Genomic DNA, 26,357 nt, shown 5'->3' on the forward strand with positions numbered 1-26,357 from the left:
CCTCTCCTGGATCCGTTGGCCAAGGCCGTCCTCGCGCCACAGGCTGAAGTAGTAGAACACCGCCGACCAGGCCCGGAAGTCGTGCGGCAGGAGCCGCCACTGACAGCCTGTCCGGTTCTGGTAGAGCAGCGCGTTCACGACCTCGCGCAGGTCGAAGGAGCCCGGGTCCCCGGTCGCCGACCGCGCCACCCGCTCCTGCTTCCACGCGGTGACCGGCGGCTCGATCAACGCCCACTGCTCGTCGGACAAGTCGGTCGCGTACGGCATCCGTTCCATGCCCGCGACCTCGTCATGCACACGACGTGACGCGGGGGCGGAACCGTCCCATCACCCACGAACAGGCGACACCGCATCATCAGAACCGGGACTTAACGCCTGTGAGGTCGCAGCCTACGCTGCCTTATGCGGCCGCCGCGTTTCAACGCCCGGCGGTCGTGTGGGAGTGCGCAGGGTGCACTGCCCCGCGGCTGTGCGGGGCCCGTACGCGACGAACCCCCAGGGATTGGGCCCTTGGGGGTTCTTGTCGCAGGTCACCTTCCGCGAAAGGACGACCCGCATGCCCGGCATGACATCTGCCGTTGCCACCACACAGCGGCCCCCGCTGCCGGTTCGGCCGACGCCGCACGAGCGGGACGGGCGACAGCCCATGCCCGCCGGCGGCCGGCCGCACCCGCAGCGGTCCGCCGTTCCGGACATCGACCCGATGATGAGCGAGGCGCTGCGCCGGGTCATCGACGATCAGATCGGTCCGCGGCAGCCGGGCGCCATCCATCAGAACGCGGACGGCGCATTCGAGGTGATCGCGCTCGTCCGCGACCCCAAGGGGACGCGCGAGCTGTTGAAGCGTCACGGCGCGCAATGGGCGCTGATCGTGAAGGACGTGCTGAGGCCGCGTGCGGAGCTGGTCGCGATCGGTTCCGTATGGACGACGTCCGACTACCTGGTCCGTGAGGGCAAGGCCACTGCGACCGTCACTGTTGGGGGGGCGCGCTGATGGACTGGCGTCACAACGCGGTATGCGGCGAGGAAGACCCCGAGCTCTTCTTCCCCGTCGGGAAGGTCCAGATCGAGGAAGCCAAATCTGTCTGTCGTCGCTGCCCGGTCATCGAGCAGTGCCTCCAGTGGGTGCTGGAGTCCGGTCAGGACTCCGGCGTCTGGGGTGGCCTGTCCGAGGACGAACGCCGCGCGATGAAGCGCCGCGCCGCCCGCCGCCGCTCCGCCTGATCCATTCTGGCGGCTGCCTAATCCGCCCGCACCGACCGCTGCACCGCGGCCGGCCGGGACGGGCGGTGAAGGGGAGCCGGACAGCCCGGACCGACAGTCGAGGGAGGCCACATGGCCACGACGATGACCCCGCTCCAGCGCGGCACGGAAGCCGCCGCCCAGGCCGCCGCTTTCGCGATCTTCGGCAGCGACATCCCGCCGATCGGGCCGGAGGACTACAGCGGCAGCTGGCGCACCGCCCTCCACGTCATCGCGGAGGAGTGGGCGGGCGAGGGCCGCTTCGAGCAGCACGCGGTCCGCACCGCGACCGCGCTCAACGAGTTGTTCGCCACGCAGAACCTGTTCGGTGTCGGCTCGCCCGAGTAGCTCGCCGAAGGCGCCGGCCGCTGATCGGCCGGTACCGGCACGGCGCGCAGTTCCCCGAGAGCTGACTTCGCGCCCGCCGGCGGGAGATGTACCCAGTTTCGCGCCCGCCCCGTGATGCTTCGCGAGACCGGCTGCCCATCCCCCGGGCCGTCGGCCTTTTCGTGCGCCCGGAGCGGGTAGAGCCGGTGCCGGTTTCGTGATCAACAGTCCGCACCGACCGCCGCTTCGGGAACGCACCGCCGCGTTTCGGGAGCAGCCCCCGCCGTTTCGCGCACGCCCTGAACGACCCATTCCGGAGGCCCCCATGACGATCACCGACTGCCCGCGAACCGCGGCCGAACCCGACCCCGAGACGGCTTCGCCCGCCGCCGTTTCGGGAACGACCAAGCCGGTTTCACGCGCACGGCCCATGGCCTCGCCGCATTCCCCAGCCGCACCACCCGCTGCGCCCCGCCGACACCAGCACGACCTCGGCGGGGCGCAGCGCTGTCCACCGACGATGGGAGGAACTGCCCGTGCTTATCCGGGTGAAGCAGCTGCCCCGGACCCGGTCCAGGTGGCCAGGATGATCAGCGACTGCAAGGCCGGGCAGAACATTCCGCACAACCTCTCGTGCCGTGTGCTGGGTGTGTCGGAGTCGTGGTTTTACAAGTGGCGGGATCGACCCGTCACCGCGCGCGAGGTGCGGCGTGGGGAACTGGCCGACGCGATCAGGCACGCCAGAAGCGACTCGAAGATCATTCACGGGACAACCCTTATACCGCGAATTCACCAGGTAATTGATCGCAGGACATTCATGATCGATAAAAGGGCGAAATAGGGCTGCTGGAAAAGCGTGAATACGCTGCCATGCAACCTCGCTATCGAATTGGAATATGAACCCGAATCGCGAAGGGCGATGAGATGCCGCTGAAGCTTGCGATATTTGACGAGCAGGCAACCTCGGTTACACATGAGGAAGGGGGCGAGGTAAGGTTCTCCTGGCAGGAACTGGATGCTGATCGAGGAGACCGGCCCCTGGAAATAGCCGAGAACCTCACGGTGGTCAGCCTGCCTCAGTTCGACGAGTCGGTCAAAAGTTCCAACGCGGCGCACGGCCTGACCCCGCCGCCCAAGCAGGACGTCCGGGCCCTCAGGCGAGGCCGCGACCGAATACACTGGTTCGCCGAATTCTTGCAGACGACCGACTTGAACCCAGGGGGAGTCGCTGTCCGTGAGACACGCGGCGACGACTCCGTGGTGTTCCTGCCGCAGGTCAACGTCGGCGGGACGACCGACTTCGCCCTGCTGCGGCGTACCAAGAAGCTGTTGAAGAAAGTCTCCGAATACGATCGCGTGACATTTGTCCTCGGTTCATGCCTGTTCAGTGCGCGCTCCGTACGTGCCCACCTCGAAAACGGCAGCCGACTCGACGCGCCCGTGCTCGATGTGCGGCCCGACCCGCGTCACGTCATCCACGAGATCCGCAGCGATCCCCGCCCGAACCTGTACGAGGTGCAGGTGGGCACCATGGTCGCCCGCATGGCGGCCGCACTGGCATCGGTCCTGCCGACCGGGATCCCCGTCGACATGGTGGTCCAGGTGCCCCGCGTGCAGTACTACCTCCAACTCTTCGACCTGTACGCGCAGGGAACACTCACCAGGGAGGCGCTGGAGCACTGGATGGGCCTGGTGGACGGGCGGCACGAGCTACAGGGCGGTGCCATCGAGGCATATCTGAGGAGGTATTTGGCGGCCAATGAAGTGCACACGCCGCATATCCATGTCAGCGACTTCTTGGCCGATCTGGTGCCACTGATCCACTCGAAAATTGCTCACGGAGGTCGGATCGAGCCGGCGGAGGCCGTCGATTGTCTAACTGGGACGAATCCGTTCTGGCGCGTGGTTGCCCAGTCCAAAATGCCGACGAGCCTACGGGAGGTGGCAAATACTTCCTACGCTGTGGAATACCTTGACCTGGGCGCCGCTCAACAAGCGGGCGAAAAACGCTTGCTCATCGTCGTCGAGGACGTGTCGGAGCACAGGATATTCACTGCGGCGGACGGCCTGGCACGAAAGGCAGATCTGGATTTCAGCTCCTGCGCGGTTTATCCGATGGGGCGGGTTCTCACGCCGTGGAACGGTCGTCTGATGTCGGCCTACTACCGCGATCCCGGTCATGTTCTCGTGGACCAGGACGGCATCCAGTACACCCCGGAGGAAATAGTCGAGGCAGTGTACCCGGTCAGGGACGAAGGGCCCCTCGGCGACGGGACGGGCTGAGAACGCAGCACGCATCAGCCCCTGACGGAACGGAACCCCGGGAGGCAAGGGGGGTCTTCAAAGTTGAGCGGTGTGCTGGTTCGGCTTACTGACGCGACGTCACGCTTCGTGCTGGGTCGGGCGGCTTGGCCCTGGACGCAAGGTGCCCGTGGTCCTGCGTGATCATCTCTGTTCTCTACGCAGAACGATCATGCAGGAGCCACGGGCTTGCTCAACGATACGACGTGGCTGCTCGACCTCGACGGGGTGTCCCTCGTCCGGGTCGAGCGGCTTGGGGACGGGACACGCCGGGTCCATCTGGCCACCGCCGATGAGAGGGCCCAGGCGTGCCCGGCCTGTGGGGTGTTCGCCACCAGGGTGAAGGGCTCGGCCCTGACCCGGCCCCGCGAACTGCCGTACGGCGAGAGCGGGCTGGAGTTCCGCCGGCACAAGCGTCGCTGGTGGTGCCGGGAGCCCGGCTGCCCGCGCCGGTCCTTCACCGAGCGGATCCCGCAGATACCGGCCGGGGCACGGATCACCATGCGACTGCGCGGTGCTGCCGGGCGGCGCATTCGCGACGCTGCCTCCACCGTCATCCAGGCCGCCCGGGATCTGCACCTGTCCTGGCCGACCGTGATGGACGCCTTCCGCGCCGTCGCACCCGAGGTCACCGGGGCACCGCTTCCCGAGGGCCGGGTGCTGGGCATCGACGAGACCCGGCGCGGACGGCCGCGCTGGGAACGGGACCCCGCCACCGGCAAGTGGAGGCTGAGGCGCGATCGGTGGCATACGGGGTTCGCCGACGCGCTCGGAACCGGCGGCCTGCTCGGCCAGGTCGAGGGCCGAACCGTCGCCGATGCGTTCGCCTGGTTCACCGCCACCCCGCTGACCTGGAGAAAGAGCACCGAGTACATGGCCATCGACATGTCGACCGCCTACCGCGCCGCCGTCCGCACCGGTCTCCCGCAGGCCACCGTCGTAGACGACCACCTCCACGTCGTCCAGCTCGCCGACAAGATACTGTCCATGGTCCGGCGCCGCACCACCGCCGGGATGCGCGGCCGACGCGGACGCGCCAGTGACCCGGAACGGAATGCCAGGCGGCGCCTGTTGCGCAACCGCGAGGACCTCACCGACGAACAGTTCGCCACGATGTGGAACACGCAACGCCAAGAGCGAAGGCATCAACCGCGTGATCAAGCTCGTCGCCCGCAACACGTTCGGCTTCCTTGCATTTTGAGTTCCCGGTCACTCCGGGTCACAGGCGCTGGCCGTGGGCAGGACAGATTCCGCGGTTCTTATGACAGCAGGGCGGCCTCTGCGTGATCGTGTCTTCTCGCCACGAGTTGACAGTCGATCAGGCAAAGGCCGTGATGCATACTCGAGGTCCACCTCGACAGCGACCGCTACGGGAGGGTCACCATCCGGGCTTGGCGCAACCTGCACCAGCAGCTGACCCGCCGATCCAGCTGGTGGAGCGACTGGCCCGTGGACAAGCCCTTGCCCATCGTGCGCGGCACCGTCCTACAAGTGCAGGTCGAGCGGATGCCGCACGGCTGCGGCACGGAGAAGGACTTGTGGCTATGGCACCTCGGCCCCCAGCCCGCTGATCCCGTTCTGCGATGCGTGAGGCGGGGAGGACGGTGCCCGGCCGCAAGCAGGCCACCTCGGAGAACGAGCAGATACTGGCCACCCTGCTCGCCGAGGGACTCACCAACCGTCACATCGCGACCGTGCTGGGACTCAGCGAGGACGCCGTCGCCAACCGCCTGACGCGGCTGTTCGCGCGGACCGGGCTGCGCTCGCGCACGGAGGTGGTGAAGGCCGTTCTCACCGGCAGGCCACTCACGGACGTGCGCCCCTGAACGCCCCGGCCACCGGCCGCGCCGGAGCGCACCGCTCGCACCCGGGTTTCCGGACCGGCCCTGCCGGGCGCCCGGTGAGGCGACCGTGCGCCGGACCCGCGGCGCGCCGGCGCCCCCGACGCGGCGGCCGGCTCACCCCCCCTTACGGACGCATCCCGGACCGCTCGGCGAGCACGATGACACCGAGCCCGGCCAGCGACCGCAGGTACTCCCACTCGGAACGGGTACGCAGCCACCGGATCTCGGCGGGCGGTACCGGCTCCGGGACGGGCGTCCCGGTGACCGGCGCGTAGAAGCAGTCGACGAGCACGAGCGGCACCGGGGCAGACCACTCGGTCAGCTCGGGTTGCCGCGTCCGGTCGCCGCCCAGCACCTCCAGCCGTTGCGGGGTGCAGCCGGCCTCCGTCGCAGTGGTGGAGGTGAGGCGTGGTGGGTCCGGCCGACACGCTCGGCCGGCGCGCGTCGGATGGGCGGCGCGACCCTGTCATCGCGCCTCGTCGCCGTCCGAATTTCCTTGTGCCGGCGGTTGCGCGGCGCCCCTGGTCACGGAAGGGATGGATTTAAGACCTTCTCTGTCCAGGTAATCCTCCGCCACGCCGAACACCGCTTTCACCGCATCCCGCACTACGTGATGCACCTCTGGGCTGTCGCTAACAATAATCCACACCTTGCGCAACGCCCCTGCCCGCGCCCACGTGTAGAACTGCTTGGTGCCCGCTGATATAGCGTGGTACCGATCAGGGTCACGCGGCACCGCGGCATTCATGGCAAGGCCATTCCGGGCGCGGTACATCACCGCGTTGAAATAGCGTCGCACGTCTCCAGGAGCGACCTTAGGAACGGCCTCCTCAAGGGGGCGCTTTATCAGATCCCACTCTGGCTGGGTGAGGTCCCACTCGGGATGCGTCAGGTCCCCTTCCGGCGCTCCCGGATCTCTCACAAGCCTGGCTTCTCTCACAGACCTGAGGTCAGCATCGCCGCCCTCATCCGGCCATGGCATGCCCATACCCACACCTCGGATCCTCTCCCAGCGCATGCGCAGCGCCGTCATGGACGGCCCCGCCAAGTCCCGGCGCGGGGTGGGACTGCTGCGAAGGTCGGCCTGCCACACGCCCAGCGTCGTAAGCTTTGGGGCGTTCACATTCCCGTTGTTCTCGAGGTAGTGCGCCAAAGATGCACGCAGGTGGCCAGCAACCTGGTTAGTACGGCGGCCCCGATCAATGCCCAGATCCCTCTTGAATGCCTCGACAGCATGGTGCGTCTCGTTACTGTTCGGGTCCCGGACGTAGGCATCGTCCACCGCTTTCGCCAGCGACCCCCACCACTCCGACAGCCGCTCCCGCGCAGCCCGAACCGCTTCCTCGTCGCCCCATCCCAGCGCCGTCAGGAACGGCTCCACCAAGCCCCGACCCGCACCCTCGTCGCGGCGAAGGCCGCTCAGCCACAGGCCCAGGTGTACGGGGCCGTCGTCCAGGACCACTGGTTTACGCTGTGGGGCGTTCACATGCCCGTTCTCGAGGTAGAACTTCAGGGCCGCGCGCAGATAGCGGGGAACATTGCCGGAAAGACCGGCCAGGACACCGCCCAGCCCCCGCTCGAGCCGCTCAAAAGCACCGCGGGCCTCCCCGCTCCAGCGCTCCCCGCCGTAGGCCCCGGCCACCGCTTCCGCCCACGTCCCCAACCTCTCCGCCAGCTCCTCCGTAGCGCCGCCCTCCCCGCCGACGGCGTCGATCCCCGTACTGTCGTTCTGTGGGCCCGGTGTGAGGTCGTGGGGTGCGCGGTCGCTGCCGGGAGGAAGGTCCTGCTGGACGCCCCGCCAAACCAACCGATTCCCGTGTACCGCGTCGACCGGGGGTCCCTGCACCCCGAATCCCGGGTTGTCTGTTTCCAATATCAGGGGCGCCGCCGGCTCAGCGAAGTGTCCCTGCTGGTCCTGGTGGGATGGATCCCATTCCATGAACTGGTGCACGGTCGTGCCGAACAGGAAGTCCTGGCCTTCCTGGTCATCCAAGTCGACCAAGTCGTCCAAGATGTCAAGGTACGATCCCGGGTTGCCCGCGTCCGGTCCCGGCGATTCCGCACGCTCGACGAAAGATTCACCCCCGTTTCCACTGGGCGGGTCCACGTCCACGTCCACGTCCATGGGCTGGTGCGCGGTCGTGTCGTCGAAGGATTCCAGGCCGGTCCGGTCCACCGGAACGGGCGGTGCGACGCCCTGCTCGACGACGTACGGCCCGCTCGCATGATCGGGCTGGACCTCCTGACCGAAAACCGGCAAGTCGGCATCCAGATCAAGACCCAACTCCGAGGCCTGCGCTCCACCTGATCCGGACAGCCAGTCCAGCAAGTCCTCGCTCTGAGAGAACGGAGCGAACGGAGCGAACGGAACCGCTGAGCCCACGCCTCCGTCGAAGACGCCGTCGTCCAGGGACCGCACCTCACCAGGGAAGTCGTCGCCCACAGGCATGTACGGCCCGAAATAGCCACCCGCCTCGTCCGCTCCAGTGCCACCAGCCGACTCCAGCGCTGAGGCCCCAGGATGTATCACGTAACCCGGGTCAGCATCGCCGCCCTCCCCGCCGGACATCGCGTCACCGTGTTGCGAACGGCGTGCGTCTTCCCCCTGGAGCGCGAGGTCAGCCTCACGGGAAGGGTATTGCTGGCCGCCTTCCCCATGAATCCCCACTCCCGTGTCATCCAGAACTCCCATGCCATGCAGGAAGGCCAGGTCGTCAAGGTCGTCAAAGATGTCAAGGTCGTCCCGGATGTCAAGGTACGCACTCGGGTTGTCCGTGTCCGGTCCCGGCAATTCCGCAGACTCGATCCCGTTTCCGCCGGGCGAGTCCACGTCCATGGGCTCCAGCGGCCGCACCTCACCAGGGAAGTCGTCGCCCACAGGCACATACGGCCCGAAATAGCCACCCGCCTCGTCCGCTCCAGTGCCACCAGCCGACTCCGGCATTGCAGCCCCTGGATGTATCACGTAACCCGGGTCAGCATCACCGCCCTCCCCGCCGGACATCGCAGGCTGCTCCACGGAAGCGGCCGGGCCCGCGCCCTCCCCAGGCAGTACGCGCGCATCCGGCCATGGCATGCCCATGTCCAGATCTCGGAACTTCTCCCGGCGCATGCCCAGCGCCGTCATGGACCGCCACGCCAAGTCCCGGTGCAGGCCGGGTCTGCTGCGAAGGTTGTCCTGCCAATGGCCCAGCTTCGTACGCACTGGGGCGTTCACATCCCCGTCGTTCTCGAGGTAATGCGCCAAAGCCGCGCGCAGGTGGCCAGCAACCTGGCCGGAAGGGCCGTCCCAGCCAATGTCCAGATCCCCCGCGAATGCCTCGACAGCACGGTGCGTCTCGTTACTGTTCGGGTTCCGGACGTAGGCGTCGGCCACCGCTTTCGCCAGCGACCCCCACCACTCCGCCAGCCGCTCCCGCGCAGCCCGAACCGCTTCCTCGTCGCCCCAGCCCAGCGCCGTCAGGAACGGCTCCACCAAGCCCCGACCCGCACCCTGGTCGCGGCGAAGGTTGTACAGCCAGTCGCCCAGCTGTACGGGGCCGTCGGCCAGGACCACTGGTTTACGCTGTGGGGCGTTCACATGCCCGTTCTCGAGGTAGAACTTCAGGGCCGCGCGCAGATAGCCGGGAACAGTGTCGGAAAGGCCGGCCAGGCCACCGCCCAGCTCCCGCTCGAGCCGCTCAAAAGCACCGCGGGCCTCCCCGCTCCAGCGCTCCCCGCCGTAGGCCCCGGCCACCGCTTCCGCCCACGTCCCCAACCTCTCCGCCAGCCCCTCCGTAGAGCCGCCCTCCCCGCCGAACATCGCAGGCTGCTCCACCGAAGCGGCCGGGCCCGCGCCCTCCCCAGGCAGTACGCGCGCATCCGGCCATGGCCTGCCCATGCCCACACCTCGGATCCTCTCCCGGCGCATGCGCAACGCCGTCATGGACGGCCTCGCCAAGTCCCGGTGCGGGGTGGGACTGCTGCGAAGGTCGGCCTGCCACACGCCCAGCTTCGTAAGCTTTGGGGCGTTCACATCCCCGTTGTTCTCGAGGTAGTGCGCCAAAGATGCACGCAGGTGGCCAGCAACCTGGTTGGTACGGCGGCCCCGATCAATGCCCAGTTCCCCCTTGAATGCCTCGACAGCATGGTGCGTCTCGTTACTGTTCGGGTCCCGGACGTAGGCATCGTCCACCGCTTTCGCCAGCGACCCCCACCACTCCGCCAGCCGCTCCCGCGCAGCCCGAACCGCTTCCTCGTCGCCCCAGCCCAGCGCCGTCAGGAACGGCTCCACCAAGCCCCGACCCGCACCCTCGCCGCGGCGAAGGCCGCTCAGCCACCCGCCCAGCTGTACGGGGCCGTCGGCCAGGACCACTGGTTTACGCTGTGGGGCGTTCACATGCCCGTTCTCGAGGTAGAACTTCAGGGCCGCGCGCAGATAGCGGGGAACATTGCCGGAAAGACCGGCCAGGACACCGCCCAGCCCCCGCTCGAGCCGCTCAAAAGCACCGCGGGCCTCCCCGCTCCAGCGGTCCCCGCCGTAGGCCCCGGCCACCGCTTCCGCCCACGTCCCCAACTTCTCCGCCAGCCCCTCCGTAGAGCCGCCCTGCCCGCCGATGGTGCCCATCCGCGCGCTGCCGTTCTGTGAGACATCGCCGGTGACGGCCACGTGCTGTCCTGGGGAACCGGCTGCCACGTCCGCACCGAAGGCAGCAGCCGGCTCTGGCACCGCGGCCGCCAGATCACTGTCCTCACCGGAGCCGACTTGGCCGCCCTCACCACCCGACGTCACCAGCCCCCCCGCGGAAACGGCCGCACCCGCCTCACCTTCAGCCAGCGTTCCGGCCACCCCCCACCCCGGATCCAGCGCCGCCAGGACCGGCTTGACCCAGACCTGGTCCGCGTCGAGGCCACCGGACAGCCACTCGCCCAGACGCACCTCCCCACCGTCGCCCAAAGTCACCGTTACGTACGACGGAACATCCAGGTTCCCCTCGCCGACGAAGTACGTCAGGGCCGCGCTCAGATAGCGGGCAACCTCCCCACCGGCAGGACCTCCATGAACGCCGTCCCCACTACCGGCCAAAGCCCGACCGAATGCCGTGATGGCCTCGTAGAACTCGCCCTCAATGGCCGGATCCTGCGTGATGGCCTCGTTGAACTCGCCGACAATGGCGGGGTCCCGAGGGGGTCCGACCACCGCAGCGCGCTTGTCCGCCACAGCGGCAGCCAACTTCACCAGCACGACGGCCGAGTTGCCGTACTCGCCCGAGCCGGCCTGGTCGACCCCACCACCGGACGCCCCCCCGCGAAGGTCCTCCTCCGGGGCCATCGGGTCCCCGCCGTACCAGTCCTCGGGCGCCGTCGGGTCGCCGCCAACCCAACGGGAGGCGATCCCGGCGGGGTCGATGCCGCTGGCGGGGACTCCCGTCGAGCCCCTCGGCACCGCCACCGGACCGGCCGTCAACGGAACATCTCCGATGATCCCCCCCAGCCGCCACATGTGCCGGTCGCGCAGCCCGCCCCGAGACAGTCCGCCACCGGCCAGTTCCTGCTCCGGCTCGGCATCGGCCACGGCGTCGACGGGCTTGGTGAAGACGCCCATCAGGCTGCCCGGCACGTACTGACCGCTGTCCGGCTCGTCCAACCGGCGCGACTCGTCCGGCAACCCCAACTGGTGGCCGAACTCGTGCGCACCGGTCAGCGCCGACATGTCGATCCGCAGCCGGTGGTGCGAGACCCGCTCCCCCGAATCTTCGCCGAACAACCGCGCCTTCCAGTGCGCCCCGGCCCGCGACTCGAACGGCACCCGCACCGGTGTCACATGCAGCAGATCACCGTTGGGCAGACGGTGCCCGGGCGCATTGAACACCTCCTCGACACCCGAGCCCATCCGCTCCCACAGGTCGTTCACCGCCCGGCCGGCGAACCAGTCGGCGTTGCGGAACGCCACCCGTACCTCCAGGTCGGTGTACGTCTCCCCGCCGTGCCGGAACCGCCGCGCGTCAAAGGCGGCGTTCACCGTCGTCGGCGCCAACTCGCCCCGCGCGTCCCTACTCAGCGCCACCGGGTTCGTCCACCGGTGCTCCCGCCGCTGCGGCAACGCTCCACCGCGCGACGCCCACCAGGACTCATCGCCCAGCCGCCCGGCGACACCACTCCTCACCGCCTCCGCGATCCCGCGCGGCACACCCACCGCCGAGCCGGAGGGCGTGTTCCAGAACTCGTGCGCCGGGTATTGCAGTTCCACATCGGACGGCGCGGCCACCTCCTGGTCGCCGCCCTCGGCCGCGGCGACGGGCGGCTCGATCCCCGCCGTCTCCGCGTGGTCCGGTTCGCCGAACCACTGCTGCCGCCCGGACGCCGGATCGGTGGACACCGCCCGCGCGGTGGGGAACCCGAGGTCCCACAGGTCCCCCACCACCTTGGAGACGAAGCCGGCGGAAAGCCCCTCCTCCCCTCCGTAGACGCGCCAGCGCAGCGGGGTCGACGGATGCCAGGTGCCGTCCGCGTATCCCAGCGCCAGCCGCTCGGCGATCTGGGCGGGCAGCAGCGGGAACCCTTCGTGCGTGGGCAATCCGTCCTCCCCGGGCCGCAGGGCCAGGGTCAGCACGCCCTCGTCCGCGTGCGCACCGGTGAGGTCCGCGACGGCCGCGGCCCGCGCCTCGGGTTCCGGGTCGCCGATCCACAGCGCGGACGCGAGGTCGCCGGCCAGCGGGACGACGAACGGCGCCCGGGCCGCGGTCGGTTGCGGCCCGAAGCCCCACGGCTCCCCCGGCACCTCGCCGGCGTCCTCCCGAGGCAGGCGGACGACGGTGCCGGTGTCGGAGTAGGCATCGGACTCGGCGTCGAAGGGGGCGTCCACCAGCACGGCGGGCCGTGTCCCGGTCTCGGCGGCCGGCTCCGCGGTGTCCACGGTGATGTGGTACACCGCGTCGGCGGCTAAGCCGGTGTCGGCGTCTACGACGCTCTTCAGCAGGTCGTGCACGTAGTGGGCCGCGCGGCCCTCCGGCCGGTCCTGGACGGCCATGGCCAGGTTGTTCGCGAACGGGTACAGCTCGTCGTGCCCCTCCTTGCCCGGTTCGACCGTGTTGTCCTCGAAGGACACGACGAGCGGGTCAATCCCGTACTCCGCCTCCAGTTCCGGGTCGCCGACCGTGATCCGCACCGTTCCGGCGGCCACGCTTTCGGCCGGGCCGCTCGGGCGGTAGTTCGGGTTGGGGTGCCACTCGCCGAGGGTGTTCCCGGCTGTGCCACCGGGCACGATGGCCCAGGCGCCGACGAGGTGGCGGGAGGCGACACCGCCCGCGTAGGCGACCTCCTGCGCCTCTGTGAACGGGATGCCGTACGCGCCGAGGGTCTCGGACACGTCGATGCCGCCCGCGGCGTCGATCTCGACGACCCAGCCCTCGCCGAGCGAGTCGGCCGCGGCCTGGCTGGAGGGCGCGGCGCCCACGAAGCCGTGGTGCGTGCCCTCCCCGGTTCCGAGCCGGACGTACCCCTCCAGGTCCAGGTTGCTCCCGCGCGGACGGAACCCCTCGCCGAAGATGACACTCAGGTCACGGCTGTCCGCCCGGTACACCGGCCCACCCGTGTACCAGATCGGCGCCGGGCGGATGTCGCCCGTGTCGGTCGGGACGGCGGAGGCAGGCAGCGGCCCCTCCACGACAAGGCTGCCGAGGGCCAGGGGCGAAATGGACGTGAAGGTCGTGAGGGAGCTGTCATCCCCGGCCTCGGACCCGGCGTCCTCCCGGCTCTCGGGCGGCAGCCGCGGCTCCTCGCCGTCGAGGCCCTCCGGTTCGGCGGCGTCGTCGAGGTCGTAGAGGTCGTCCCAGGAGAACGACTCGTCACGCCGTACCACCAGCTCCGGCGCGTTGCCCTCCCGGTGCCCGGATCCGGCCGCGTCGACCGCCTCGGTCGTCCCGACCGTCCCGGCGCGGGATCCGGCTTCGGCGCCGGATACCGGAAGGGCGGTCGCCCCCTCCGATCGCCCGGGCGCGGTGACGGGAGCGCGCACCGCGGGGGCGGGCGACGTGGGCAGGGCGGTGCGGGAGTCCTCGAACCGCGGGGCGGGACGGTCGGCCGGCCGCGGTTCGGGGACGGCGAGTCGGCTGGGGCGTGCGGCTGCGGCGCGCTCGATGTCCGCGCCGAAGACGTCCGGCAGCAGCTCCTCCAGCGATCCGGCCGCCCGGTAGCGCCCGGTGGCGTCGGGCTCCTTCTCCAGCGGCAGCATGCCGAACAGGCCGCTGGGGGCGCTCACCCGCAGGATGCCGCGCGGTCCGGAGAACTGCAGCTCCAGGTCGAAGCCGTAGTAGCCGAAACGGCTGGTGCCCTGGCGGTTGTTCTCCTCCGTCTCGTCCAGCCGACCGGACTGCTCGGCGGCGTCCTCGAACCCGAACTGGACGGGCAACAGGGCGAGGAAGATGTCCCGCTCGCCGTCGGCGCCCGCGGCCTGCGGGCCGATGGAGAAGACGAAACCGCCGCTCTTCTTGGCCTCCTCCAGGGCCTCCTTGTCGTCCTGGGTGTAGTGCCGGGCCTTGAACAGCGCGCCGTTCCGCGGGCCGACCCGCTCCGCGCGGACGATGTTCGCGCCGACCAGCACGCTCCGGTCGCCGACCGGCAGCTTTCCGCCGCCCAGCCCGCGGGTGACCTTGTGGTCGTCTCCCACCGGCACCCGGTAGGTGTGGGTGAGCAGTTCGAGGATGTTGGGCAGCAGCATGGCGGCGCCAGCGAAGTGCCGGTAGCGGACGCCGGCCAGGGTGTCCTCCAGGCCCGGCACCCGCCAGGCCCCGTCCACCGACAGGTCGGCCGGCGGCCGGAACGGCGCCGCGGCGAGCGCTGCCCACCGGTGCACGGCGGCGGCCGCCGGGACGGCGAACGGGTGCAGCGCCTCGGCCAGCACCTCGTACGCCGTGTTCGGGGGCTCGCCGATCCGGTCGGCCGCCAGGGCCGGCTGCATCGGGAGGCGGTGCCAGGCGGCGCCGGTGCCCGGGACGGGCACCGGGTCGAGGCCCGGCCCGTCCTCGACCAGGTGCGAGGACACGAGGATCCGCACGTCCCCGGCGAGCCGCCGCTCGGACGACCAGACGAACGGCCGGTGGCCGTACCACCAGTCCGCCGCGTCGCGGCCGCGCCCGAACAGTTCGGCGCCGCGCCGGAAGAGGGACGTGGCGCCGCGCAGCGGGATCTCCAGTATTTCCGGCAGCTCGGTGCTCACCCCCATCTCGACGGTGAACTCCAGTCTGTGCTCGAACTCGTGCGACGCGTCGCTCGGGTTGGCCCGGTAGATCTCCAGCCGCCGGTCGGCCTCCTCGGCCGAGCGCTCCACGGCGCCCTCGTACCCGGCGCCGCCCTCCAGGCCGCCCTCGCCGTCGCCCTTGCCGCCCAGGACGTGGGCGTCGACATCGGCGCCGTAGTGGACGCCGCGGGTGTGCTTCTCGCCGTCCTGGTCCTGGGTCTGGACGCGCAGTGTCAACCGCACGTCCGGACGCGGGCTCTCGGACGTGGCCTCCCGGACCTGGGCGGTGACCTTGACCCGCAGGTACGTGGTGGCGCCGAACGCGCGCGGCAGCGGCAGCCAGCGCTCGACTCCCCCGAACTCGGCGGTCAGCCGGGCGTACTGGTTGCGCAGCGACTCGCCGGAGAAGGAGTTCTCCAGCTCGCGCAGCAGCAGGTTGGCCCGCTCCGCGTCGGGCTCGGTCTCGGTGCGCAGCACTCCCCGGGCGCGCAGCTCCGCAGTGATGGCGGGCAGGACGTTGTCGGCGCGCAGCCGTTCGGGGTAGCCGCTGCCCGGCAGCAGCGCCGGGTGGATGTGGTGGCTCGGCGGCCCCGCAGCCGGCCGCGGCGCCAGGCCGGCCAGTTCGGCCAGTGCCAGGTCGTGGACCAGCCGTTCGGGGACGAGCGTCTCCAGGGCATCACGCACCCGCAGGTAGCGGGTGGTCTCGGTGAGCCGGCTGCCCTTCCAGCGCTGGAAGGTGACCTCGAACACCGGGTCCATGCGGAACGCGTGCTCGTTGCCGCCGTAGGTGGCGCGGGTGATGGCGGTCCCCGAGCGCTGGACGGTCTTCTTGCGCTTGCGGGTGGCCCGCACCCCGACGCGGGCGTGCACACCCGCGGCCATGAACGGCTTCTGGCCCTCGGTGCCCTGGACATGGGCGTCGGCGGCCATGCCCTTGCTTCCGAGGCCGTGGCCGAGGTGGAACTGCGGCCCGAGGGAGCCCGACGGGCCGCCCTGCCATCCGTGCTCCCGGCCGCGCTGGTGGTCGGCGCCGACCTGGGCGTACTGCTCCAGCTCGACCTTGTCGTCGTCCACCAGGTGGCGGGGCCGGTAGCCGCGCAGGCGCAGCCGGATCGCCTGCTTCCAGCCGTCCTTGCCCTTCGGCAGGGCGATGGTCCGGCCGATGCCGGTCTCGGCGCCGAAGAACGCGGCGAGCTTGCCCGGGGATCCGGTCTCCCGCAGTCCTTCCGGCCACCGCAGGTCGTCCCCGGTGAAACTCTCCGGCAGCCCGTTGGCCTCGGCGTACAACCGGGCGGCCAGCCGGGGCAGTTCGGGGATGACGAAGAACGCCGGGTAGACGCCGGAGGTGTTGTCGGCGAAGTCGGCGTACTCGTCGTCCGGCCAGAACAGCAGTTCCTCGGTGCGGCCCGCCAGGGCCAGGGTGCCGGCGTCGATCGGCTGTGCCGGGAGGTGCGGCTCCGGCACCACGATCCGGGCGACGATGTCGGCCGACGGCGGCGCCGTCCACCAGGCATCCGGGGACGTGGTGGGACGGTCGATCCACCAGCGCTTGGTGAGGCCGTCCGGCCCGCGCACCGCCAGTTCGTAGACGACGCTGTACAGGTGCTCGTCGACGTCGCCGCTGGTCTCGGTGCGGCGGTAGGACTTGACGATGCCCGCGTGGGCCTGCCCGCCGCCCTGGCCGTAGCCGGCCTCGACGCCGAACCCGCCGATCTTGACGCGCAGCCAGTCCAGGATGCCGACCCGCGCGCCGGCGCCCGCACCGCCCTTCAGCTGCCACTCGGTCCCGCGATGCCCCTTGACCTGGGCGGCCTGCTGGGCGCGGGCGTTGACCGTCATGTCGAGCGTGCGGGGGTCGTCGGTGACGCGTTCGCGCAGGTGAATCCGTACGAAGGCCCGGTAGTCCCGGCCGCCCACCCGCACGGTGTGCTCGATGCCGTACATGCCCTCGGGCAGGTCGCCCTCCAGCGCCGGGCGGCTGAACCAGGTGGACATGTCCAGGTCGGTCTTCGACCAGTCGCTCGGGTGGCCGTGGCGACGGATGTCCGCTCGCAGGATCTCGGCACGCAGCTGGTCGTGGACGAGTTCGGAGCCGGGCAGCGCGATCTGCATGCCCAGGCCCTGGCCGCGCCGGGTGGCGAGGGCCAGCGGTTCGCGGGGGTGCGGTGCCGGCAGCGGCTCGTCGAGCCGGGCGGGGCGGCGGTACACCCGGTCGGGCAGCGGCAGCGCGGCCTCCCGCAGGAGGGCGCGCACGTACGGCTGCGCCGCGACGGGCAGGTCCCCGGACTGCCCGACGGTACGCAGCACCGGGGTGTGCACGGTACCGAGGAGGCGGCGCTCGAACTCCGCAGCGTCCTGGCTCAGCACGGCGATCTCGCTGGCGGCCTCCTCCCGGACCGGGTCGATGGTGTGCGTGGTGGAGCGGATCTCCACCGTGACGTGCTGGTCCGCCAGGTAGCGGGCGATCCGGCCCTTCTGGCTCAGCACGGTGTGGCCGGCGGACTGCTCGGTGAGTTGGTGGCCGGTCGGGCGCTGGTGGGAGAGGGTCACGCCGGTCAGCGGGGCGAAGCCGGAGGTCTGGGAGGAGTGGCCGTGCCCGCCCGCGGCGCCGTCGGACTCGTCGTGGTGGAAGCCCAGCACGTCGAAGGCGAAGCCGGTGGCGGCCTTGCTCATGCTCTGGCGGGCCTGTGCCACCGTGTGCGCGCCGCCGGAGTCCTCGCGGATCTTCGACTTGGTCTCGCCCAGGTACTGGACCCGGTCGATGTCCGCGCTGAGGACGAAGTGGCCCTGGAACGAGGTCGGCAGGCCGAGGGCGTTCCGGCCGGCGGGGACGGTGATCTTCTCGGTGACGACGCCGCTGGTGCCGAACACCCGGCTGCGGTTACGCACCGACTGCTCGTTGAGCAGGCCCAGCACCTTGTCCATGGCGGTGTGGACCGACGTGGCGGGCAGGCCGGCTCCGAGCAGCCGCCGCTGGAGGGCGGCGACCGCCGGGATCAGGTCGATGGCGTTGAGGATGTCGCGGGCCGCGTCGGGCCGGCGGGTGCGGGCGCGGGCGAGGGCCGGGCCGACGACCGGCTCGGCCGGGGCGGGCGCCGGACCGCCGGTGGTCGCGAATTCCTCGGGGATGTCGAGGGCGAGGCGGTGCCCCAGTACGGGGGCGGCGCCGCGTTCCTCGCCGTCGACGAAGACCAGCACCCGCAGCCCGCTGTCGAACCGGGTGTGCTTGGTGACGAACAGCTTGCGCCCCGCGACGATGCTGCGCTTCCACTCCTCCGACCAGCTCTGGGCGACCGAGGCGGCGAGCCTGGGCAGGCCCGGCAGCAGCGTGGAGGCGACCTGGGAGGCGATGGCGAGGATGGACAGCAGCATGCCGTCCAGCTCCATGCTGACCTGGTGCTCGCGCACGCCGCCGGAGGTGGCCGAGGCGAAGCTGACGCCGTAGACGCGGACGTCGCCCTCCTCCGGCTGCTCGGCCGGTTCGACGGCGGCCGCCACCGGGCGCAGCCACACCAGGCGGCCGTCGGCCACGAGCGTGCGGCCGCGCTGGAGCAGCCGCTGCCACCCCTCGCGGGAGGCCGTGCCGAGCAGGTCGCGCACGCCGCCCCGGATGCCGGCCGCCAGGGCGGCGCTGTCGCCTTCGCGGTGCGCGGCGCCGGCGGTGGCGTCCGCGGCGCCGTCCAGCTCCGCGTCGCCGTCCCAGGGCAGGACGCCGACGACGCGGGCCTCGCCCAGCGCCCGCCGCTCCAGGTACCAGGGGGCCTCGTGGACCGCTTCCTCTTCCTCGGTACCTTCGGGCTCCGGGTCGGGCGGGGTGACCACGATCTCCGGGACGGTGTCCGCGACGGGCGGGGCCGGCGGGCTCAGCCGGGCGAACTCGTCGGCCGGCCGGGCGGGCGGGTGGACCCGCCAGCGGGCAGCGATCACCGGGGCGCCGTCCGGAGCGGCGACCGGCGTGTCCAGGTGGTCCGCGACCTCGTCGGCGAACGTCTTGCGCGCCTCGGTGGCCTCGGGCCCGGTCAGCAGCAGCGCGACGGGTTCCGCCGGCCGCCAGTCGGTGGAGCGCCGGATCCAGGCCGCGGTGCCCGCGGCGTCCAGTTCCGCCCCCCCGATACGGGCGGTGCCGGTGACGGCGTCGAACTCGCCGTGCACCGCGGTGAGGTTCGGCGCGGCGATGTGCTCGTCCTCGCCGTCCCGCGGGTCCGCTACGGCGGTCCGCGCCGCGGTGTCGACCTGGAGCGGGACGCGGATCGCCGTGGCGTCCGCCGAGCCGTCGGGGAACAGGTACATCGATCGCTCGTCGGCGATGACGGCGTACGGGACCGCCGAGCCGTCCGGGCCGGTGGTCACGGCGTTCGGCGCGGCGATGTGGCCGAGGGGCAGGATCGCCCCGGTGTCGCCCCGCAGCAGCACGCCGGCGGTTTGGTGCATCAGGTCGTCGCCGATACGCAGCCAGCCGTCGGACGGCAGCAACGTGCCGTCGGCCAGGCGGATCCGGCCGGCGCTGCTGACCTCGTACGCCGGCATCGCGGACGGCGACGCCGGGCCGCGCCCGAAGGCGAACCACCGCTCGGCCGCCTTGCCGGCCGACGGCACCTCGTGGGCCGGCAGTTCGGTGACGCCGCCGTACCGGGGCCGCTCCACCATGACCGGGCGGCGGGTGCGCCGAACGGCGGGCGCCGAGCCGACGACGGTGTTCGGTGAGCCGCCGCGCAGGCCGCCCCGCTGCGGCGCCGGGGGCCCGCCGAACACCTGCGGGAGGCCGTCGGGGAACACCTCGGCGACCGCGCTGTCGAACGCCTCCCAGTCGATCGGGATGTCGAGCCCGTCCCCGTCGAACGGGGTGTCGAGCCCGGCCAGATCGATCGCGAACGGGTCGGTGCGGGGCTCATCCGCCGACAGGGCGACGGCGATCTCCTGGTAGTCCGCCTCGCTCAGCCTGGCCTGGAGCTTCTCGTCCAGGTCGTGGTAGATGGTCAGGAAGTCGGCGCCGGGGGGGCGGTGTCGCCCGATGACCTCCCGCAGCGCGCCGGCCGGGTTCTCGACCGGCGCGAGAGGGTCGAGCAGCACGTCCCACAGTCCCCGCGACAGCGTCCGACGGTCCGCCTCGACCGCCCACTCGTAGGCCGCGTCCCCCCGCCTGCGGACCAACCCGTCGGTGAACGCCAGGTTCATCGGAACAACGACAGCGTCCGGGGCGGGGAAGTAGTAGCAGTGGTTGTCGGTCAGCACCACGGTGGCACTGCGGGGAAGGTACATCCTGCCCATGACCCATTCGTTCTCGTGCTCCTCGTATTGCCTGACGAACTCGGCGTGCACCTCGTCGAGCGGGCCCTCATAGCTGCGGACGGGCTCGTCGGGACCGACTCCGGCGAGCCCGATCCACTCGGCGACGGTGACCGGCCGCTCCGCGATCGCCGGGTCGAACACCATGGTGACGGTCTGTCCGGTGCCGTCCTCGGTCATCACCTCGGCGGTGGGGGCGATGTGGTAATCCCAACTCACCACACCGGGGGCCTGGTTCGTGCCCTTGGCCGCGTTGGACGAGACCACAAACAGGGGCGGGTCCATGCGCGCCACGATCGCCTTGCGGGTGGCCACGCCGCCCTGTAGGAGGGCCAGGGTCCACAGGTGCGCTCGGACCTGGCACCCATCCTCCGGGTGCCCGACGGGCACAGGGAAGGTGCCGTGGGCGTGGTGGTGGACGGGCAGCGTGGCCAGCCGGTCGTACCACCGCAGTGCCTGTTCCCTCGAGAGCGGCGCGGTGGAGACGCTGCCCAGCGCGTAGGAGAAGCGGGCGGCGTGTTCGGGGAAGGCGTCCGCGACCTCGGCGCGCAGGTCGGTGCCGTCGGCGGCCGCGGCCTGCCACGCATCGCTGACGGCCCACAGCTTGCGCACGTCACGGTCGAGCCGCACCAGCATGCCGAGCGCGGTCTCGGCGTCCCGGTCGACGACCGCCGCCCGCAGGCGCTCGGTGTAGGCGACCACGGCGGGCAGCAGGTGCGGCACGCCGTCCGGCGGCACCGCGATGTGCCCGGGCTCGCGGTTCTCGATCGGGAAGACGCCGACGAAGCCGAGTTCCCGCAGCACGTCCTGGACGTGCTCCTTCGCCAGCCGTCCCGCGCGGACGGCATTGTCGAGCGCGGTGGCCAGCGAGATGCCGTTCGTGCGCTGGAACGCCGTGGAGAAGCCGTCGGCCTCCTCGCCGAGGATCGACGACCTGCGGTGCAGGACCGTGAGGACCTCCACGATGTCGACCGGATTGGCTTCGAGGAGCGCGTTGACATAGTCCGCGTGGTACGCGTCGTCAGCGGTCGGCTCCGGCCGGCCCACCCCCGGTCCGCTCACGCCGAGTTCCCTGTGGAGCGTCAGGATCCGGTCGGCGATGGTGTTCGCGGCACGCCGGAGCTCGCCGCGCCGGTCCGAGCTCGGCAGCATGCCGTAGAACTCCGCCGCGTCGTCCGCGTCGATCGGGCCCTCGCGCCAACCCCGTCTCCGCAGAATGCTGTTGATGTCGGCCCTGAGCCACTCCCGGTCGTCCGAGGTCAGGGTCGCGGCGACGGCCCATGGATCGTGCCCGGTGTCCGCGGTCTGCGGCGCGGCGTCCAACGAGAGCGGGCTGTGCCCGGGAGCCGCCGACCACAGCGTCGAGCCGGGGGAGTCGACGGACATGGCGTCGGCCGGCCGGTTGTCCGGGTCGGACGGCACGGTGTCGTCCGACAGCGGGATGCGCAGGGCCGCGGGGCCCTGCCGCAGCGGGATCAGGTAGATCGAGGAGGGGTCGGCGGCCAGCCGGTAGGGCGCCGCCTCGGAGCCCAGCTCCCGTAGGCCGCCCAGCACCGCGTCGCTGTTGCCGAGCCGGCCAAGCCAGCCGTTGTCGCCGCGCAGGTACGCGCCCGTCTCGTGGACGAAGTCGTCGCCGAAGCGCGTCCAGCCGGTGGGCGACAGCAGTTCGACCGCTGGTTCGGCGTCCGCTGCGGTCCACGACGATCCCGGGGCGGATGGGAGCTCGATATGGCCGGTGTCGCTGATCGCGTAGCTGAACGGCTCCGATCGGGAGGCGGACGGGCGCACGTAGCTGAACCACTCGCGCCGGGCGGCGTCGGCCGCCGGGACGGCCGGGACGTCGGCCACCGGCGTGACCCCGCCGTACCGCGGCCCGTCGAGCGTGATCGGCAGGCCGATCGGCCGCTGCGCCGTCAGCGGATTCACGCCGGCGTCGGGCGAGCCGCCCAGCAGCCGGCGGGTCAGGGCGCCGGCCCGCCGGCGCAGCCCCTCGCGCACACGGGAGGCCGGCGCCGCCTGGGCCGCCGTGGCGGCCATCGCCGGCCGTCCGCTGCCGCGCCGGTCGTCGACGTCGACCGACACCTCGCGGCCCGTCTCGGGATTCGCCGCGCCCCCCACGCCTGGTCCGAACGTGTCCACCAGGGAGGGCGGAATCGCCAAACCGCCGGGAGCGCCGCCCTTCGGCAGCACCGAGGGGCGCTGCCCGGCGATGACGCGTGCGAGGCTGTCGGCGACCGCCGAGATCGGCGCGCGCTTCCACGCCGAGTCGAGGGCGTCGAACCGCTCGGCGACCTTCTCCAGGCTCTCCGGGGGCCGGTTCCACTCGTCGCGCAGCCGCAGCGAGACGATCGCGTGCAGGTCCCGCAGGTAGGAGCCGGCGGCCGTGCGCTGCGCGACGGTGGCGCTGTCGCCGGTCGCGGACCGCGTCGCCGCCGGCGTCTTCGGTGCCGTGTCCGGCTCGCGCGCCACGACGACCGGGCCCGACTCGGTGCCGGTGTCGGACTCGGTGTCGGACCAGGTGTCGGACCAGGTGTCCGACTCGGTGTCGGTCGACACGTCGGTCCACTCCTTGCCCTCGACGGCCTCCGCGGCGCGGGGGACGCCGGAGGCCGCGGCCCGCGCGACCCAGGCCGGGGACTGGGCCTCGGGGCTCCACACCCGCTCGTAGGCGCCGAGGACGTCGTCGCGGAAGGCCTCGTCGGCCCGCCGCAGCCGGTCCTCGCTGACGACGTGTCTCACGCCGAGCGCGTCGGCAGCGCGGGCCGCGCCGTGCAGCACGTCGGGGACCGCGGACTCGAAGGCGAAGTGGTCCGGCAGCCGGTCGGCAAACCCCCGCAGGCGCGCGTCCCAGGACCACAGTCCGCCGGTCAGGTCGGCGATGTCCTTGACCTCCCCGCCGAAGGCGGAGTCGAACGCCGACAGCACGCGCTCCCGCCAGCCGGACTTCGCGCGGTCGACGCCGGCCTCGGACAACTCGGTGCCGCCGACCGCCTCCCGCCATCGCGCGAGCCCGGCGGCGAACACGTCGTCGGCCGCGAGCGATCCGACGTGCCGTGCCGTCTGCCGTAGCAGCAGCGCGTCAATCCGCCCCGCCGCCATGAGGTCGGCGTGGCCCGAACGGAACTCCTCCAGCCGGGAGTCCAGCGCTCCCGATCCGTCGACCAGCTTGTCGAACAGGCTCTTGGCCTCGGCGGCGACCGCGGTGCCGACCGCCGTCTGCGCGCGCGGGCGCACCAGGGCCGGGGAGATGTCGAACCGGCGGGTGAACGCCGCGCTCAGCGCCGGCGGTTCGCTCTCCCAGGCGGTCACCGCCTCGTCGACCCGCCGCAACGCCCCACGGACGACCTGCTCACGGGCGGCCTGGTCCGCCAGCTTCGCCGCCAGTCCGGCGGCCAGGTCGTCGGCCTGGCGGTTCAGCTCGGCAAGCCCGTCGGCCTGTCCGTCCCGCCCGACGCGGCCGGCGGCCTTGGTGAAGGCTTCATGGAGCGCCTGGGCGGCCTGCGCCAGCACGGCCTGCCGGCCTTCGGGCGACACCGCGGTGTCCTTGGGCCCGAACTCCTCCAGCAGCGTGCGGTGGTCCTCGTCGAGGTGGTCACGGAAGGCGCCGTCCGCCAGCCTGCCGACCTCCTTGCCCAGCAGCTCCTGCCGCGCGGCGTGGACGGCGGCCAGCTCGAACGACTCCACCAGCGTGCTGGTCAGCCCGCGCAGCGCCGCCGCGGCCTGCCGCAGCCGTGCGTCCTGCCCCTCACTGAGGTCGGTGTACGCGGGGAAGACCTGGTCGACGGCCTCCCGCAGCTGCTCCTCGAAGCGGGCGGCCACCAGGGCGCGGGCCGCCTCGGCGATCTCGGGCCGCAGGGAGAGCGGCGGCTCGCGCCACCTGCCCTGACCGGGCGCCTCCAGCCGGTCGCGCCAGGCGCGGAAGGCGCGGTCGAAGGCGACCCGGCCGCGGGCCGTCGCGGTCAGGCGGGCCACCTCCGCGTCGAAGGCGTCCGCCGGCTGGACCGCGCGGTCCTTGCCCGCGGCGGTGGGGTCGGCCGCCTTGTCGTGGTGGGTCCAGGCGGCCTCGCGGACCTGCTGGAGCTGCTCGTCGTCGAGCCCGTGCCGGGCCGACCGGGCCCACTGGGCGAACTCCTCGTCGAACTCCTGCCGGAGCACAAGGACCTGCTCCTCGCGTTCGTCGGCGGCCGCGGCGTCCGACAACCGCCGGTCGTGGTCGGCGCGCAGCTCCCGCTGGACGCGGGTCCACGCCGGGACGCGGCGGTCGCCGGCCGTGGCGTGGGCGGGCGCCGGGATGTGGCCCTCGGCGGTGAGGGCCTGGGCCTCGGCAGCCTCGCGCTCCTCGATGTACCGCTGCCGTGCGGCGTCCACCTGCTCGCCGACCCAGTCAACGGTGGGGTACGAGGTCAGGGTGGTGCTCTCGGCCGGCCGGTCCGCCGTCAGGGCGTCGAAGTCCCGGACCATACCGTCGCGGGCGTCCCCGGTGCGGTACAGGTCGGCGAGGCCGCGGTCGAACTCGGCACGGGCCGAGGCGAGGCCAGCCGGGCCCCGGCCGGAGAGCGTGCGCAGCAGCGACTGTTCCAGCGCGTTCTTCTCCCGGGTGAACCAGGACGTCACGTGGCCGCTCCAGGCCCCGTGCGGGTAGGCCGCCGCGGTGTAGTCGCGGAACTCCTCGACCGCCTCCACGGTCCGGCCGGCCCGGGCCAGCAGCTGCCCGGCCGCCTGCCGGGCCTGCACGGCCAGGACGGCGATCTCGGCCGCCGGATCCTGGGCGGCGGACGCCTGCCGGTGGTCGGCCGCGTACCGCCGTTCGAGGTCGGCGAGCCGCCGCTCGTACCAGGTGCGCGTGCGCTGGTTCCAGCCGATCGAACCGAGGGACAGGTCGACGCGCCCCTTGGGGCCCTCGGTGACCAGGGCGGCGGCGAAGGACTGCCGGGCCGCGCGGTCCGCCTCCCATTCCTGGCGGGCCTCGGCGTAGCGCTGGGTGAACTGCTCCAGGACGGCGGTGGGCAGTTCGGTCCCGGGGTGCGACACCAACGTCTGGACGCCGAGTTCATCGACCAGGGCCTGGTGGAAGGCGGCCTTGACCTGGGCGCTCCGCTCCGAGTCGGCGAACGCCGGGGCGCGCGCGCCGGACCGCTGCGCGGTGGCCGCGAGGTGCTTCCGGAACAGCTCCCCAGTGACGCGTCGCGCGGCGAGCCCGTCGGTGATCGCCTCGAGCTTCGCGGTCGTCTGCTCGGTGAGCTGCCCAGGCGACAGCACCGGCTCGTCGCCGGACCGGGCCGCGGTCCGGGTGTCGGCATACCACTCCCGTAGCGGCCGCACCAGATGGCCGGCGTCGTAGGTCCGCGCCGCGGGGTGGGCGGCCAGCAGGTCCTCGAACTCACGGTAGGCCTTGTCGCGCCCGGCCGCGGCCTGACGCATCCGGTCCAGACCGGCGACGGCGTCGTCGGCCAGGCGGTCCTGGGCGGCGGACCGGGTGCGGGGCGCCTGAGCGATACGCGGCCCGGCCTCGCTCGTCCCGCGGACCGGCTCCGCGAGTAGCTGCTCCTGTACCTGGAACTGCCCCTGCGTGCCGCGTTCGTCGGCGGACGGCGCACGGAACGGGTCACGGCTGACGTCGAGGCCGCCCGAGCGCAGCGTCCAGGACTGATTGGCCCGCCACTGGGCGTAGGCGGCCTCATGAGCCCGGGCCTGCTCCCGCAGCGCTTCCATGCGCTCCCGGGTCTGCTGGACGGTCGCCTCCGGCTGTACGGTCGCCGTCTCCGTCAGCGGGACGGACACGGCATCCAGCACGGGCGCGTGGGCTGCCGGCGTCTCCTCCCGGGGGCCGGCCGTCCTGGGCGGTGCCCCGGCGGAGTCGGTGGTCGGCGCCGGGACGTCCGCTCGGGAGCCAGTGCCGGACTGCGGCACCGGCTGCTGGGGCGGGCGGGCGGGCGCGTCCTGGCCGGTGGCGGCGGCCGGGCCGGTGGTGTCGGCGGGCGGTGCGTTCGGCAGCCCGTCGTGTGTGTACTGGGCGCGGCGGGCGGCGGCCGCGGCGTCCTGCAGGTGCGGTACCAGGTCGCGCAGGGCCTGCTCGGCGTGGCCGAGGGCCTTCGCGGTCTCCGGGGCGGCGGGCGACTCCTGGTGCTTGCTGACCGCGT

General features: G+C 72.0%; 9 protein-coding genes and 1 pseudogene. 7 read left to right on the top strand and 3 right to left on the bottom strand.

The genetic code is table 11. The features are described 5' to 3' along the window. Nucleotides 1-6: 6 nt before the first annotated feature. Nucleotides 7-276: pseudogene (locus AB0L95_RS35990) on the bottom strand (transposase); the annotation flags it as partial. Nucleotides 277-565: 289 nt separating this feature from the next. On the opposite strand from AB0L95_RS35990, the gene AB0L95_RS35995 reads away from it, so the two are divergent. From AB0L95_RS35995 to AB0L95_RS36025, 7 genes are all read left to right on the top strand, one after another. Continuing rightward, nucleotides 566-994: a hypothetical protein gene (locus AB0L95_RS35995; RefSeq protein ID WP_365169493.1), complete on the top strand. Its 429-nt coding sequence runs from the start codon at nucleotides 566-568 to the stop codon at nucleotides 992-994. Beyond that, the gene (locus tag AB0L95_RS36000; RefSeq protein WP_365169496.1) at nucleotides 994-1,224 is read left to right on the top strand and encodes a WhiB family transcriptional regulator; all 231 of its coding nucleotides are present in this window, start codon (nucleotides 994-996) and stop codon (nucleotides 1,222-1,224) included. The genes AB0L95_RS35995 and AB0L95_RS36000 overlap by 1 nt, the downstream gene beginning before the upstream one ends. A 111-nt stretch (nucleotides 1,225-1,335) precedes the next feature. Beyond that, nucleotides 1,336-1,590 carry a hypothetical protein gene (locus AB0L95_RS36005; RefSeq protein ID WP_365169499.1) on the top strand — a complete coding sequence of 85 codons (255 nt, stop codon included), beginning with the start codon at nucleotides 1,336-1,338 and terminating at the stop codon, nucleotides 1,588-1,590. 304 nt (nucleotides 1,591-1,894) lie between these two features. Next, nucleotides 1,895-2,410: a hypothetical protein gene (locus tag AB0L95_RS36010; protein WP_365169502.1), complete on the top strand. Its 516-nt coding sequence runs from the start codon at nucleotides 1,895-1,897 to the stop codon at nucleotides 2,408-2,410. 83 nt (nucleotides 2,411-2,493) lie between these two features. Next, on the top strand, nucleotides 2,494-3,852 hold the full coding sequence (locus AB0L95_RS36015; RefSeq protein ID WP_365169505.1) for a hypothetical protein: 1,359 nt from the start codon (nucleotides 2,494-2,496) through the stop codon (nucleotides 3,850-3,852). Between the two features lie 207 nt (nucleotides 3,853-4,059). Next, entirely contained in the window at nucleotides 4,060-5,157 is a 1,098-nt protein-coding gene (locus AB0L95_RS36020; RefSeq protein WP_365169508.1) for a transposase, read from the top strand. 296 nt (nucleotides 5,158-5,453) lie between these two features. Continuing rightward, nucleotides 5,454-5,696, top strand: coding sequence for a LuxR C-terminal-related transcriptional regulator (locus AB0L95_RS36025; protein ID WP_365169511.1), 243 nt, complete (start codon nucleotides 5,454-5,456; stop codon nucleotides 5,694-5,696). A 142-nt stretch (nucleotides 5,697-5,838) separates the two neighbouring features. On the opposite strand, the gene AB0L95_RS36030 is transcribed toward AB0L95_RS36025, so the two are convergent. Beyond that, nucleotides 5,839-6,069 (bottom strand): hypothetical protein, encoded by a 231-nt coding sequence (locus AB0L95_RS36030; protein ID WP_365169514.1) that lies wholly within the window; start codon nucleotides 6,067-6,069, stop codon nucleotides 5,839-5,841. A 111-nt stretch (nucleotides 6,070-6,180) separates the two neighbouring features. Beyond that, nucleotides 6,181-25,998 carry a protein-glutamine glutaminase family protein gene (locus tag AB0L95_RS36035; RefSeq protein ID WP_365169517.1) on the bottom strand — a complete coding sequence of 6,606 codons (19,818 nt, stop codon included), beginning with the start codon at nucleotides 25,996-25,998 and terminating at the stop codon, nucleotides 6,181-6,183. Nucleotides 25,999-26,357 lie beyond the last annotated feature (359 nt).

Origin of the sequence: Streptomyces sp. NPDC052036, assembly GCF_040680495.1 — a bacterium.
Taxonomy (GTDB): Bacteria; Actinomycetota; Actinomycetes; order Streptomycetales; family Streptomycetaceae; genus Streptomyces.